The 14,161-nt window shown below is 69.3% G+C and carries 10 protein-coding genes; 1 reads left to right on the top strand and 9 read right to left on the bottom strand.

The window, feature by feature from the left end; genetic code table 11:
* Window positions 1–65: 65 nt before the first annotated feature.
* Window positions 66–2,696, bottom strand: coding sequence for a LuxR C-terminal-related transcriptional regulator (locus tag CH42_RS00660; RefSeq protein ID WP_053351287.1), 2,631 nt, complete (start codon window positions 2,694–2,696; stop codon window positions 66–68).
* Window positions 2,697–2,807: 111 nt separating this feature from the next.
* On the opposite strand from CH42_RS00660, the gene CH42_RS00655 reads away from it, so the two are divergent.
* Window positions 2,808–3,686, top strand: coding sequence for an exodeoxyribonuclease III (locus CH42_RS00655; RefSeq protein ID WP_053351286.1), 879 nt, complete (start codon window positions 2,808–2,810; stop codon window positions 3,684–3,686).
* A gap of 58 nt (window positions 3,687–3,744) precedes the next feature.
* Here the strand turns inward: CH42_RS00655 and CH42_RS00650 are convergent, their stop codons facing one another.
* The 8 genes from CH42_RS00650 to CH42_RS00615 form a co-directional block, all read right to left on the bottom strand.
* On the bottom strand, window positions 3,745–5,052 hold the full coding sequence (locus CH42_RS00650; protein WP_053351285.1) for a M20 metallopeptidase family protein: 1,308 nt from the start codon (window positions 5,050–5,052) through the stop codon (window positions 3,745–3,747).
* Window positions 5,049–5,999: an aldo/keto reductase gene (locus CH42_RS00645; protein ID WP_053351284.1), complete on the bottom strand. Its 951-nt coding sequence runs from the start codon at window positions 5,997–5,999 to the stop codon at window positions 5,049–5,051. Before CH42_RS00645 ends, CH42_RS00650 begins: the two co-directional genes overlap by 4 nt.
* A gap of 83 nt (window positions 6,000–6,082) precedes the next feature.
* Window positions 6,083–7,762: an ABC transporter substrate-binding protein gene (locus CH42_RS00640; protein ID WP_053351283.1), complete on the bottom strand. Its 1,680-nt coding sequence runs from the start codon at window positions 7,760–7,762 to the stop codon at window positions 6,083–6,085.
* Window positions 7,763–7,819: 57 nt separating this feature from the next.
* Window positions 7,820–9,592 carry a dipeptide ABC transporter ATP-binding protein gene (locus CH42_RS00635; protein ID WP_082309198.1) on the bottom strand — a complete coding sequence of 591 codons (1,773 nt, stop codon included), beginning with the start codon at window positions 9,590–9,592 and terminating at the stop codon, window positions 7,820–7,822.
* A gap of 2 nt (window positions 9,593–9,594) precedes the next feature.
* The gene (locus CH42_RS00630) at window positions 9,595–10,581 is read right to left on the bottom strand and encodes an ABC transporter permease (RefSeq protein ID WP_082309197.1); all 987 of its coding nucleotides are present in this window, start codon (window positions 10,579–10,581) and stop codon (window positions 9,595–9,597) included.
* Entirely contained in the window at window positions 10,581–11,579 is a 999-nt protein-coding gene (locus CH42_RS00625; RefSeq protein ID WP_053351282.1) for an ABC transporter permease, read from the bottom strand. Before CH42_RS00625 ends, CH42_RS00630 begins: the two co-directional genes overlap by 1 nt.
* Complete coding sequence (locus CH42_RS00620) at window positions 11,576–12,928, bottom strand: NtaA/DmoA family FMN-dependent monooxygenase (RefSeq protein WP_053351281.1); 1,353 nt, start codon at window positions 12,926–12,928, stop codon at window positions 11,576–11,578. The genes CH42_RS00625 and CH42_RS00620 overlap by 4 nt, the downstream gene beginning before the upstream one ends.
* 54 nt (window positions 12,929–12,982) lie before the next feature.
* Complete coding sequence (locus CH42_RS00615) at window positions 12,983–14,146, bottom strand: LLM class flavin-dependent oxidoreductase (protein ID WP_053351280.1); 1,164 nt, start codon at window positions 14,144–14,146, stop codon at window positions 12,983–12,985.
* Window positions 14,147–14,161 lie beyond the last annotated feature (15 nt).

Genomic DNA, 14,161 nt, shown 5'->3' with positions numbered 1-14,161 from the left:
GCGAGTCCTGGAGACGACGACCAGGATCGCGAACGCTGCGCGAAGTGTCAGCGCGTCAGCGCCTGTCAGCGCTTGTCGGAGTGCATCGACGCGCGATTGCGCAGCATCCACTCTTGCAGTTCATCGCGGTTCTCGACGCCGATCTTGCGGAACGCGTTCGAGAGATGGGTCTCGACCGTGCGCGGCGAGATCGTGAGTCGCTCCGCGATGAAGCGGCTCGTGTGCCCGAGCCCGGCGAGGAGCACGATCTCGCGCTCGCGCTGGGTGAGGTTCGGGCCCGGGGTGATCGGAATCCACACGCCGAGGTTGGCGAGCAAGCGAATTTCGGGCTCATCGGATTCCGACGGTCGACCGGTGACTCCGCGCCCGATGCGCACGAGGTGCGCGATGAACGCGCTGGCGAGGTCGTCGTCGATGTGCCCGGCGAGCTCGTGCGCACGCTCGAGCCCACTGGCACTCACGGAGCCGGTTTCCACGGCGTGCAGGTGCCGCGACAGCAGTTCGGTGAATGGCAACTGCTCTTTCGCCGCCCACTCGGCCAGACGCACCGCTTCATCTGCGGTGGTCGGGTCGCGCAACCAGTGACGCGCACGCAGCGCGAGAATGCGCCGGTGCCCGCTCAGCACCATGGCGAGCCCGGGCCCCGGGTATTCCGAGGCGACGATCGCACGGATCGCCGTATCTCGCTCGCCCAGAACCGCGAGCGCAAGCGCAAGCGCGGCCTGCAGCAGGGGCGCGAGCCCGTAGGGGTCGCTCTGCGCGAATCGGTTCAGTTGTTGCTCCGCCGCGAGTACGGCTTCCGACCAACGGCCCTCTTGCACACTGAGCAGCACCCCGCAGGTCTCGACGAGGCCCGAGTACTGCGATTCGCCGTGCACGTCGGTCGCGGCCTCATTGACGAGGCCCTCGTAGACACGATGTGCGCTCTCGCGGCTGCCGCTCGTCCAGAAGCCCATCAGCCAGGCGAACCCCTGCAAGTCGACCATGTCACCGCGCGCGCGAGGCCCGAGCTGATTGAGGGTGCGCGAGTGCGACGTACTCTGCACAGCTTCGTCGAGCGCCCCCTGCTGCTCAAGAATCAGCGCTGCCAGCGCTCGGCTCGGAGCACGCACCCATTCCGTGCGCAGGTCGTGCGAGATCTGCTCCGGGGGCAGTACCTCGGCGGCGTCGCGCAGACGCCCGGTGTGCGCGAGCAGGTGCACGCGGGTTGCATCGATCATCTCCGTCGCCTGCCAGGTCGGGTACGCATCGCGCAGCGCTTCGAGTTCGGCGAGTGCCGCATCGGCGTCTGCGCCGTCGTGCACGCGCTCGCGCAGCAGCGTCGAGTGCAGCGAGACCGCGAGCGTGCCAGGCATCTGCTCGACCAGTTCGTCGACGGCGAGAATCTCGGTGACGCGATCCACGATACGCATGCGTGACGCGTCTTCGCCGAGCAACCGGCTGAGGCGCAGGGCGTGCAGCGCTGCCGAACCGGCCTGCAGCCCGTTCGCCTCAGAGCGAAAGGCGATAACTTGAGCGAGACGCAGCATGAGCCGCGGGTCACCCCCGTGCACCATCGCCTCGAACGCGCTCCAGAGCCATTCGAACGGCACCTGGCGATCTGCGGCGACGCCGAACACCACGATGCGGGTGAGCCGTTCGATATCGAAACGCGGGTCGGGCATGCCCGGGTCGTCACTCAGCAGTTCGTAGAGCCGGTCATTCAGCTCGATGCGCCGTATCGGCGACATTCCCGCGCGAATCGATGCGCCGAGCAGCGAGTGGCCGGTCTCCAGCGATGAGCTGCCGCCTCGAGGGCGGGAAAGTACCATGCCGCGCTCGAAGAGCGCGGTCAGCACTGCAGCATCGATGGTGCGCAGCAGCACGGTTTCGACCACCGGCTCGGCCTGCGCGATGAATTCGAGCGCACGCCACTCTTCAGCGGTGCACGACGATGCGAGCATTTCGGCGTAGTCGCCGGTGATCAGCTCGTCTCGCGACGCCACCCAGGCCGTGCCTCGGCTGCGCTTGAGTTCGCCGTTGCGGTCGGCGGCGAGCGCGATGACCGCGAGCGCGTAGCCGTTGCCGCGCGATGCGTCGTACCAGCGCCGAAGTGTGCCCGAGTCGATGCTGTCGACGCCGAGCAGCGACGCGAGGAACGACGCCGCCTCGTCGAGTTCGAGCGGTGCCACTGAGATTCGGCGCACCTGGGTGCTCAAACCGATGCGCTCGAGGGCGCTCGTAAGTTTGCGAGCCGTCGCGATGATCCGGTAGCGCCGCGAGCGCGCGAGTGCGTCGAGCAAGCTGAGATCGTGCGGCGCGTACTCGTCGACGTTCAGCGCAACGAGTAGCACCGATCGCTCGGGGTAGCGGCCGCGAAGATCGCGCTCCAACACCTGCAAGGCGAGCTGAGTGTCGACCGGTGATCCGCCCCACGTATCGCCGCCGGCGCCGGATGTCATCGTCTCGGCGCTGAACACCGACATAAGGCCGTCGCCGGGGTGCGGGGCACGGGACAGCACGTGCACCGACGTCGCCGGTTCGTCAGCGGCGATCTCCTCAGCAGCGCGCTCGGCGAGGTAGGCCTTGCCGTTGCCCGAATCGCCGAGCAGCGTGACGAACACTCCGGCTTCGCGGGCCGCGGTGACGACTTCGCCAATGCGCGAGCGCGGCACCGCGACGGACGGCAGGTTCGGACTCGGTTCTGCAACAGCCATGTACCGACCTCCTCCCCAGCGGGAATCGTGTTCACCAGTGTAACTGCCCTGAGCGCGGACTTCGGACCAGTGTCCAAATCTGCGCGTGACTCGGCCGGTAGGATTTCGGGCATGCGCATCGCCACCTGGAACGTCAATTCGATCCGCACTCGATTCGGCCGGGTGGTCGACTGGCTCGTGCGCGAAGACATCGACGTGCTGGCGATGCAAGAGATCAAATGCCGCCCCGAGCAGTTCCCTATCGAGGCCTTCGAGCAGGCCGGGTACACGGTCGAGATTCACGGCCTCAACCAGTGGAACGGCGTCGCCATCGCGAGCCGCCACGAAATGACCGATGTCGCGCGCGAATTCACTGAGATGCCCGGCTTCGGCAAGCCCGTCAAGGGCCAGGAAGACGTGCAGGGCACCGGCCCGAACGGCCTGCCGCTCGAGGCGCGGGCGCTCGGGGTCACCGTGGGCGATCTGCGCCTGTGGAGCCTCTACGTGCCCAACGGCCGCTCGCTCGACGACCCCCATTTCGCGTACAAGCTCGCCTGGTTGGAGGCGCTGCGCGAAGACACGCGGGCGTGGCTCGATGAGGATCCCCAGCTGCCGATCGCGCTTATGGGCGACTGGAACATCGCGCCGTTCGACAGCGACATGGCCGACCCGTCGTTCCGCGTCGGCGCATCGACGCACGTGTCGCCCGAGGAGCGCTCCATGTTCGCCTCGTTCGAGGAGCTCGTCACCGACGTGGTGCGCCCGATCGTGCCCGAGGGGTTCACGTTCTGGGATTACCAGGCGGGCAAGTTCCCGAAAGATCAGGGCATGCGCATCGACTTCATCATGGGGTCACCCGCCTTTGCCGACGCGGTGACCGGCGCGACGATCGAACGCGAGGAGCGCAAGGGCGACGCCCCGAGCGACCACGTGCCCGTCGTCTGCGAGATCGATGTCGACCTGCTGGGCGGCACCTTCGAAGACGAGTACGACCGCCCGATGGTGTTCTAGGAACTCCGGCGCGACCGGCTGGCGGGAGCCGGAACCCGGCGCCGGCACCCGCCCCCATTCAGCCGGCGCCCGGGCCGAGAAAGCGCAGAGCCACCGCGGTGAGCGCCCGCGCTCCGCGCCGCAGCCCCACCTCGGGGTCGGGCGCAAACGTCGGCGAGTGCCCGCGGCGCGCCTCCTCGGGGTGGGCGGCGTCGGGCGACACCCCCGCGTCGAAGTGCCAGTAGGCCGAGGCTGCCCCCCAGTAGGTCGCGAACTCGCCGAAGTCCTCGGCACCGAGAATCGCGGGAATCTCGGCGTAGCTCCCCGCACCGAACTCTGCTTCGAGCGACTGCACGGCAGCGTCGAGCGCATCGGGATCGTTGACGTTGAGGGGAAACGTGCGGTGCTGGTCGATGACGAGTTCCGTGACCCCCTCGGCGGCGGCGAGGCCCTCGGTGACGCGCAGGATCTCGTGCTCGATGCGATCCAGCACCTCCGTGTCGAAGGCACGCGCCGCCACAGTGATCGTCACCTCGTCAGGGATGATGTTCGCCTCGGTGCCGCCGCGCACCACGGTCGGCACGACCACCGCGCGTTCCTCAGTCGAGAGCACCGTCGCGGGGATCGCGTGCAGCCGGGAGACGAGCTGCGCGGCGAACAGCAGCGGATTCACGGTGAGGTGCGGCACCGACCCGTGGCCGCCGGGTCCGCGCGCGGTGATGTTCCACGCGCGCACGGCCGCCATGTACGTGCCCGGCCGGCTCGTGAACAGCGCCGGCGGGCGCCCGCCCGTGTGCTGCCCAAGCACGACGTCAGGGCGCGGCAGCCCCTCGAGCACCCCCGTGTCTCGGATGCGCCGCGCGCCGTTGCCGAGCTCCTCGGCGGGCTGGGCGAGCAGCACGACGGTGCCGCTCCAGGCATCGAGATCATCTGAGAGCAGTCGCGCGGCGGCGAGCAGCGCCGTCGTGTTGAAGTCGTGCCCACACGCGTGCATCGCCGGGGCGCGGGTCTCTCCGCCCAAGCCCGCACCGCCCGCGTCACTCGCCGATTCACTCGCGTACGGCACCCCGCTCGCCTCGCGAATCGGCAACGCATCGATGTCGGCGCGCAACGCCACCACCGGACCCTCCCCGTTGCGCAGCACCGCGACGAGCCCGGTGGCTCCCTCAGGGCGGCGCACCTCGAAGCCGGTGCCGACGAGCGCCTCGGCGATGCGGTCGGTCGTGCGAAACTCGTGGTGGCCCACCTCGGGATGGCAGTGCAGGTCGGCGAAGAACGCGAAGAGTTCGGGATACAGCGCCTCGACCCGGGCGGCGAGCGGAGTCTGCACTCCGCTCGCCACCGCGGTGCCGGTCTCAGTCGAGGCGACCACAGTCGATTCGGTCACGCGACCGGCTGCAGCTCGGTAATGCGGCTGAGCCGCTCGACGTCGGCGGCGTCGAGGGTGAGCTGCGCGACGGGCAGCAGCTGCTCCAGCTGGTCGAGTGTTCGCGCTCCGGCGAGCGGCACCACGATCGTCGGCTGCGCCGCAACCCAGGCGAGCCCGATCGCGGCTTGCGTGGTCTCGTACCGCGCGGCGAGCTCGTCGAGCACGGGCAGCAGCGTCTCCCCGTATTCGGCGAGGTACGAGGTGGCGATGCCCGAGTGGGTGCTGGCTTCGAACTCCTGGCCGGGGCGGTACTTGCCCGCCAGGAAGCCCTTGGCGAGCGACCGGAACGGCAGGTTCACGAGCCCGTGCTCGCTCGCCACGTCGCGGGTGCCGCGCTCGTAGGGTTCGCGGTTAACGAGACTGTACTCGTCTTGGATCACGGTGAACTCCGTCCACCCGTGCTCGCGCGAGATCTCGAGCGCGCGCTGCAGTCGCTCAGCCGAGAAGTTCGAGGCGCCGATGTGGCGCACCTTCCCCGCCTGCACGAGCTCATGCAGGGTTTCGAGCGGCTGTTCGAGCGGGGTCTCCTCGTCGTCGCGGTGCAGGTAGAGCACGTCGACGTAGTCGGTCTGCAGGCGCTGCAGCGATGCGTCGAGCGCCGCACGTATGTTCTCGGGGGTGAAGGTGCGGTACGGCTCGAGCGCGCCGACCTTCGTCGCGATGATCTGCTCGTCGCGGTTGCCTCGCTGCGCGAGCCAGCTGCCGATGATGCGTTCGGATTCGCCGCCCGAGTTGCCCTCGATCCACGCCGAGTACACATCGGCTGTGTCGATGAAGTTGCCGCCGACCTCGCGATAGCGATCGAGGATCGCATGCGAGGTCGGCTCATCGGCGGTGTGGCCGAAGGGGTTGCCGCCGAGCTGCAGTCCGAAGACGTCGAGTCCGGTCTTTCCGAGTACTGGCATGGTCAGTTCCTTTCAATGATGCGGTGATGCGGTGGTGTGCCGCCGCGGTGATGATGGTGGCGCCGGATCAGGCCCCCGAAGCGTTACGCGTCGGCGTTCTTCCACAGGTCGTAGGCGTAGGGAATCGCGGCGCCGCCGAGCTTGAGCCCCTCGATGTCGTCGCCGTACGCGTAGGGGCGCGAGATCGGGTACAGCGGCAGTTCGAGGCCCTCGGTGATCACGTACGACTGGATGTCGTGGTAGATCTGCTCGCGCTTGTCGCCGTCGGGAGTCTCGGCGCCCTCGTTGAGCAGTGTCTCGAGTTTGTCGTCGGTCGGCCACGAGAAGCTGTATCCCCACGGCGGCACGAACTCCTGCGCCCACACGGTGCGGGCGATGTCGGCCTCGGCACGGAAGTAGCTGTGGATCTGCACGTCGTACTCGCCGGCGTTGATGCGCTCGTTCCAGATTGCACGGTCGAGCTGTTCGTACTGGATGTCCCAGCCCGCCTCGAGGCCTGCCTGCTGCAGCGCCTGGACGAGGTTCAGCACATCTTGCGAGGGCTCAGGGAACGAGAGCAGGCGCACGGTGAGCGTCTTGCCGTCTTTCTCGCGGATGCCATCGGCGTTCTTCTCCGACCACCCCGCGTCGTCGAGCAGCTGATTGGCCTTCTTGATGTCGTAGCCGTACAGCTTGCCGACCTCGGCGTCGTAGTACTGCGAGTTGGGCGTGAACGCGCCGCCGGTCTGCGCCTTGACGGCGCCGTAGAAGGTCGAGTCGATGAGGGTCTCGACGTCGAACGAGCTCTGGAAGGCCGTGCGCACGTTCTTGTCGGCGAAGATGCCCGACTTCAGGTTGAGGGCGAGGCCGTTGCCCACGCCGCCCGGCTGGTAGTCGGTGAACGTGACCCCGTCAGTATTCTCGAGCGTGTCGTACTGCGAGTAGGTGACGTTGTTGATGAGGTCGAACTCACCCGACGCCACACCGTTCACGCGCACCGACGATTCGGGCACGTACGAGAAAGTGACCTGGTCGAGGTAGGCGGCGCCGTGGTCCTTGGGTTCGGGGGCCCACGCGTAGTCGTCGCGCTTGTCGAGCGTCCACGACTGGCCGGGGGTCAGGTCGGCGAGCACGTAGGGGCCCGATCCGACGACGGAGTTCGCGGTGTCGGCGCCGGCTTCCTCGAGGTACTCCGGCGACTGGATGCCGAGGTAGGGCAGGCTGAGCCCCTGCAAGAAGGAGGTGAGCGGCTCGCTAAGCGTCACCTTCGCGGTGAACTCGTCGACGACCTCGGTAGAGACGTAGGGCCCGAGCAGCGACTTCGCGTACGACGACAGGGTGTCGGGGTTCGCGATGCGGTCGAAGTTGACTTTGACGGCCTCTGCGTTCAAGGGCGTTCCGTCACTGAACGTGACGTCGTCACGAAGGTGGAAGGTGTACTCGGTGCCGTCGTCGGAGATGTCCCAGCTCTTCGCAAGCCAGGGTGCGAACGTGTAGTCGTCGTTCTGGAAGACGAGGGAGTCGACCACCTGGCCGGTGATCCACGAGTTTCCGGGCGAGAGCGACGGGTCGAGCGTGTCGGTGGTCGCACCGACGGCGTAGGTGATGGATCCGCCGGCCTGGGGCTCGCTCGAGGCCTCGGCGGCGTCGGCGGAGGGTCCCTGCTGCGTGACGATGATGGCGCCGACGGCGAGCGCGGCGACCACGGCGATCGCTCCGCCGATGATCAGCCCGCGCCGGGAGCGGCGCTCGGGCGTGATCTCGAATTCGGTTGGGTCAGACATGACTTCCTTTCTGAAGTGGTGTGATGCGGCGAAGTGACTCGGGCGAGGCCGAGACACTCACTCCGCTGAGCGGGTGCGCTCTCGCGCGCGGCCGAGCTTCGGCACGGCGTCGAGCAGGCGACGGGTGTACGGGTGTTGCGGGTCTTGGTAAATGTCGACGACGTCGCCGGTCTCAACGACCTGCCCGTCTTTCAGTACGAGCACGCGATCGGACACGTGGTAGATCACGCCGAGGTCGTGCGACACGAATACGACCGAGGTGCCGAAGTCGCGGCGCACGTCGTGCAGCAGATCGAGCACCTGTGCCTGCACCGAGACGTCGAGTGCCGAGACCGGTTCGTCGCAGACGAGAATGCGGGGGTCGGCGGCGAGCGCGCGTGCGATCGCGACGCGCTGCCGTTGACCGCCCGACAGGCTTCGCGGCGAGGCGGCGAGCATGCGGGTCGAGAGTCCGACCGCATCGCCGAGTTCCGCAGCCCGGGCGCGGGCAGCGGCGCCGCGGAGTCCGGAGACGCGGGCGCCGTCGGCGATGAGGCGGAGGGCGGTGTAGCGCGGGTCGAATGAACCGAGCGGATCCTGCGGCACGAGCTGCAGTTCGTGGCGACGGTCGCGTCTGGCACGCTCGGCGAGTGGCGCCCAGGGGGTGCCATCGAGCTCGACGGTGCCGGAGTCGGGGCGCTGCAGGCCGAGAATGGTGCGCAGCAGGGTCGTTTTGCCCGACCCTGATTCACCGACGACGCCGAGCGTCTCCCCTGCGTGCAGCTCGAATGAGACTTCGTCGAGGGCGACGCGACGCCCACCGGTGCCGGTCGGGAACGCGACCGAGAGGCGGTCTCCGCGCAGCAGGGGCGCTGCTCCGGCGGGCGGTTCCGGATCCGCCACCGCCGCCGTACTCACCGTCGCACCGGCTGCTCCCGGCGACAGCCGCCTGCCGCGCGCTTCGGCGGTGGGCACCGCCAGCAGCAGCTTCTGCGTGTAGGGGTGTCGCGGGTCGCCGAGTACCTCGGCGGTCTCGCCCGCCTCGACGACGACCCCGTTCTCGAGCACCGACACGGTGTCGGCGATTTCGGCGACGAGGGAGAGGTCGTGGCTGATCAGCAGCAGCCCCACCTCGTCTCGCACGGCGGTGCGCATCAGTTCGAGGATTTCGCGCTGAATGGTGGTGTCGAGTGCGGTGGTGGGTTCGTCGGCAATGATGAGTCGCGGTTGCCGAGCGATCGCGGTCGCGATGAGCACGCGCTGACGCAGCCCGCCCGAGAGCTGGAACGAGTGCTGGTCGATGCGGCTCTCGGGGTCGGGGATGCCGACGCTCGCGAGCAGGGCTGCGATCTGTGCGCGACGTTCCGCGCTCAGCACGAGGCTGGTATCACCGAGCGCCTCGGCAACCTCCTTGCCGACGGTGCGCAGCGGGTCGAGCGACTGCAGCGCGTCTTGGAGCACGAGCCCGATCTGCTTGCCCCGCACCGCGCGCCAGTGGTGCGCGCCGAAGCGCAGCACGTCGTTGCCTCGGTACGACAGCTCCTGGGCCCGAACGCGGGCGTCGCGCCCGTTCAGCCCGACGAGCGAGCGCGCCGAGACGCTCTTGCCCGATCCCGACTCCCCGACGAGGGCGTGCACGCGGCCCGGCCACACGTCGAACGAGATGCCGCGCACAGCCGAGTGCGTGACCCCGCGCGACCGGAAATCGACGCGCAGGTCAGAGACCCGGGCGAGCGGTGTCGCCACCGCGTCCGCGGCTCCCCCGCGTGCGCCCGTGGCGGTACCGTCGGCAGTCGCTTCGTCGGCCCCGAGGCGCGTGGGGTGCTCCGCGAGCACTGCGGTTTCAGTCATGGTCAGACTCCCGTTCCCTGATAGCGGTGCTGCAGGCGGCGGCCGACAACGGTGATGAGGCACACGGTGCCGAGCACGGCGAGACCTGGGAATACGGCGACCCACCAGCCGAGGTTGAAGTAGTCGCGGCTCTCGGCGAGCACGGCGCCCCACTCGGGGGCGGGAGGCTGCGGACCGAGCCCGAGGAACGATAGGCCGGCGGCGTTGAGAATCGCGGTGCCGGTGCCAATCGTCGCCAGCACGACGACGGGGCCGATCGTGTTGGGCACGATGTGCTTGCCGACGCGGTGCCAGAAGCCGAGGCCCTGCGTCACCGCACTCTCGACCCAGCCGCTGTGCTGCAGCGCCCGCACCTGCACGCGCACCACGCGTGCGAAGCGCGGAATCGCGGCGATGCCGATGGCGATGATGATGTTGAGCGGTCCGGGCCCGACAATCGCGATGACGACGAGGGCGAGCAGAATCTCGGGAACGGCGTTCACCACATCGAGCAGGCGAACGATGAACTCGTCGGCCGCGCGCGGCGCGATGCCCGCGAGGGTGCCGAGCACGGTGCCGATGATCGCGGCCAGGAGCGTGGCGCCGACGCCGATCGACAGCGAGTAGCGGGCACCGTAGATGAGTCGCGAGAGCACATCGCGGCCGATCGGGTCGGTGCCGAGCAGATGCGCGGCGCTCGGTGCCTGCAGCGTCGCCTGCGTATCGGCGGCAAGCGGCGGGTAGGGCGCGAGCCACCCCGGAACGGCGACCGCGGCGGCGAGCAGGGCGAGCAGCAGGCCCAGAGCGATCACCCCGGCGAGGTGCGCGATCCGGCGCCAGCGCGGTGCGGTGCCGGGCCCGACCGCGACCTCAGCGGCCGCGGCATCGGCGACGGTGCGCGCGAGCGTCGGCGGCGCGGTCGGCGTTGAACTCGCGACGGTGCCCGAAGCGGCGGGGGCGGCGGGCGCAACGGTGCGGGTCTCGGTGTCGAGCAGGGTCGAGGCGGTCATCAGACGGCCCTCCGTTCGGCGTGGGCGGTGCGCGGATCGAGCAGGGTCTGCAGCAGGTCAGTGATCGTGCTCACGATCACGTAGACGGTGGCCGAGACGAGCACCACCGCGAGCACCACCGGCAGGTCGCGGCGCACGATCGCCTGCAGGGCGATGGATCCGAGGCCCGCACGACCGAAGACGCTTTCCGTCAGCACGGCGCCGCCGAGTAGCCCGCCGATCACGAGGCCCGCGACGTTGAGCGCCGGCCCGGCCGCGTGGCGCAGGATGTGCACGTACCGCACACGGGTGTCGCTGGTGCCACGCGCTCGCGCCGAGAGCACGAAGGGTTCGGACTCCGCGCGATCCGCCCCCTCGCGAATCACCTGCGCGAGCATCGCCGCGATCGGCAGTCCAAGCGCGAACGCGGGCAGCACCAGGCTCTGCCAGCCGTCGTCGCCCCAGATCGGGAACCAGCGCAGCCCGAATCCGAAGATGGTCAGCAAGATGATGCCAAGCCAGAACGTCGGCGTCGACACGAGCACGAGCTCGAGCGCCTGCGCGATGAAGCGCGGCACCGGGCGGGTGCGCGAGGTGCCGAGCCCGACGAAGAGCGCGATCACGATCGCGACCACCGCTGCGGCGAGCGCGAGCTGCGCGGTGGGGGCGAAGCCGACCGCGAGCACCTCGCTCACCGGCTTTCGCTGCACGTACGACAGGCCGAAGTCGCCGAACGGCAGCCCCGACAGGTAGTCGAGGTAGCGAATCCAGATCGGCTGATCCAACCCGTACTGCGCAATCACGGCCTGCCGCGTCGCCTCGTCGATAACCGCGTTCTCGCCCAGCACGGCAGATACCGGATCACCGCCCGCGAGCTCCATCACCACGAAGGTGAGCGACGCGGTGACGAACAGCACGAGCACGAGCGAGATGAGGGAGCGGGCGATGCGCCACGCGACCCGAGCAGCGGTGCCCGCACTCGCGCCGAGGCCGACGCGGGTCAGTACGGCCGCGCTCACGCGGGCACCCGCTCGCGCGCGCGTCCGATCGGAGCCTCGGGCTCCGGGATGCCGTAGTGCCCACGCAGGGTGGTCGCCTCGTATGCCTCGCGGAAGAGGCCGCGCTCGCGCAGGATCGGCACGACGCCGTCCACGAGCGCGTCGAGCTGATCGGGCACCAGTGGCGGCATCAGCGTGAAACCGTCGGCGGCGCCCGCGGCGAACCAGGTTTCGAGCTCGCCGGCGAACTGCTCGACCGAGCCCACGAACTCGCGGTGGATCGACCCGCCGCTCACGCGCAGCAGCGCCTCGCGCACCGTGTAGTCACCGGCCTGCAGCGTGGCCCGCAGCTCGGCGTAGGTGCGAATCGAGTTCGTTGCCTCCGCCACGTCCGGCAACAGGTGTGCCGGGAAGGGTGCATCGAGATCGAACCCCGACAGGTCGACGAACAACCGCTTCTCGGCCTCCGGCAGAAGCGCGGCGACGTCGATACCGGCCTCGATCTCGCGCTTCACGCGACGGGCCTCCTCCTCGGTGCCGGCAACGAAGGGCACCACCCCGGGAGCAATGGCGATGTGCTCCGGATCTCGGCCGTACGACGCCGCGGTCTCCTTGAACTCCCGCAGGAAGGCGCGCGACGACTCGAGCGACCCCGCGTTCGCGTACACGAGTTCGGCGTAGCGCGCGCCCAGGCGGATGCCGGCCCCGGAGCCGCCGGCCTGCACCTGCACCGGCCGACCCTGCGGGCTCGGCGGCACGTTGAGCGCCCCCTCGACCGAGAAGATCTCGCCTGCGTGCTCGATGCGGTGCACGCTGCCCGGACGCACTTGCTGACGCTGCTCGGGCATCACGTCGACCGCGCCGCGCTCCCAGCTATGCCAGAGTTGCTGCACCACCGCGATGAACTCGTCGGCTCGCTTGTATCGCACCTCGTGCGCGAGATGGGCGTCGAGCCCGAAGTTGCGGGCGGCGTCGAGGTTCGACGTGGTCACCGCGTTCCAGCCCGCACGGCCGCCGCTGATCAGGTCGAGCGACGCCACGAAGCGGGCCAGGTTGTACGGCTCGTTGAACGTTGTCGAGGCGGTCGGGATCAGCCCGATGTGCGACGTGCGCGCTGCCAAGGCGGCCAGCAGCGTAATCGGCTCGAACGGGTTGCCGAGGTAGGCACCCGCGCCCGCGCCGAGGGCCGGGGCGTCGGCGAACAGCAGCGCGTCGAACGTGCCGCGCTCCGCTGTCTCGGCGATGCGCACGTAGTGCTCGAGGTCGCGCGGATCGAGGCCCTGCGCAGACGGGTGCAGCCAGGCGCCGCCATGGGTGCCGAAACCAGAGACCAGCAGATTGAGGTGCACCTGACGGGGTGAGGAGGTCACGATGACGGTCCTTTCGGGGAAGTTGTGGGTGGGGTGCGGGCGCGGCGGTATCGCTCAGGCGGCCGCGAGCACCGGGGCCGGCCGCGGTGAGGGCTCGGTGAGTGGTTCGTTCGCGACGATCTCGCCCGAGCGGCCCGTCGCGGCCCGATGTGCCAGCTCTTCGCGCACGAGCGGCAGCAGGTACCGGCCGTAGTCGATGACGTCGTTCAGGTTGTCGTAGCCGCGAATCGAGAACAGTTCGGCGCCGAGGTCGACGTAGTCGAGAATCGCCGCCGCCACCGTCTCGGGTGTGCCGACGAGCGCCGTCGAGGCGCCCGCCGCGTTCGTCGCCGCAGCGGGCGAGGTCCAGAGGGCGCGGTCGTGCAGGTCGCCCCGGGCCGCGATGTCGAGGAGGCGCTGCGATCCGACGTTCTCGGGGGTGCCGTTCGCGCGTTCGGGGCGGGGCGATGCCCCCGCGGCCGGCCCGGTGAGGGCGCCAAGCACGCGCTCCGCCTTCTCCCACGCCAGCGCCTCGGTCGGCGCGATGATCGGGCGGAACGTCACCCACGTACGCGGCCGCGTCGTGCGCCCTGCCGCGTCGGCCGCCGCCGCGATCCGGTCGATCTGCTCCTGCGTCTCGGCGAGCGGCTCGCCCCAGAGTCCGAAGATGTCGGCGAGCGCTCCGCCGACGCGGTAGGCGTCGGCGGAGGATCCTCCGACCGATATCGGAATCGTGCCGTGTACGGGGCGCACGCGGTTCGAGAACCCCGTGAACCGGTAGTGCTCGCCGTCCCAGTCGAACGGCTCGTCCGACTCCCACGCCCGTCGGAGGATGCGAATGTACTCCTCCGTGCGGTCGTAGCGGGCCTCCTTCGAGAGGAAGTCGCCCTCGCGGGCCTGCTCGATCGCGTTGCCGCCCGAGATGAAGTGCACGACGGCGCGGCCGCCGCTCACCTGGTCGAGCGTCGCGAGGGTCTTCGCCGCGTACGTCGGGTGGATGTTGTTCGGGCGCAGCGCGATGATCGGCCGCACACGCTCCGTGTACTGCGCCAGCGTCGCCCCCGTAATGAATGGGTCGAACGACGACGATCCGTATGGCTGCAGCGTGTAGTCGAACCCGGCGTCCTCAACGGCTCGGGCGTAGCGGATCAGGTAATCGCGGTCGATCTGCGCGTTCGGAATCGGCGCGAGTTCGGTCGACGCGTTCGGGTACGTCAGGCTGATGAATTCGACCGGCATGGGGTGCACCTCTCC

Origin of the sequence: Leucobacter musarum subsp. musarum (assembly GCF_001273845.1) — a bacterium.
GTDB classification, from domain to species: Bacteria; Actinomycetota; Actinomycetes; order Actinomycetales; family Microbacteriaceae; genus Leucobacter; species Leucobacter musarum.
This window is presented reverse-complemented; position numbering and strand designations above follow the sequence as displayed.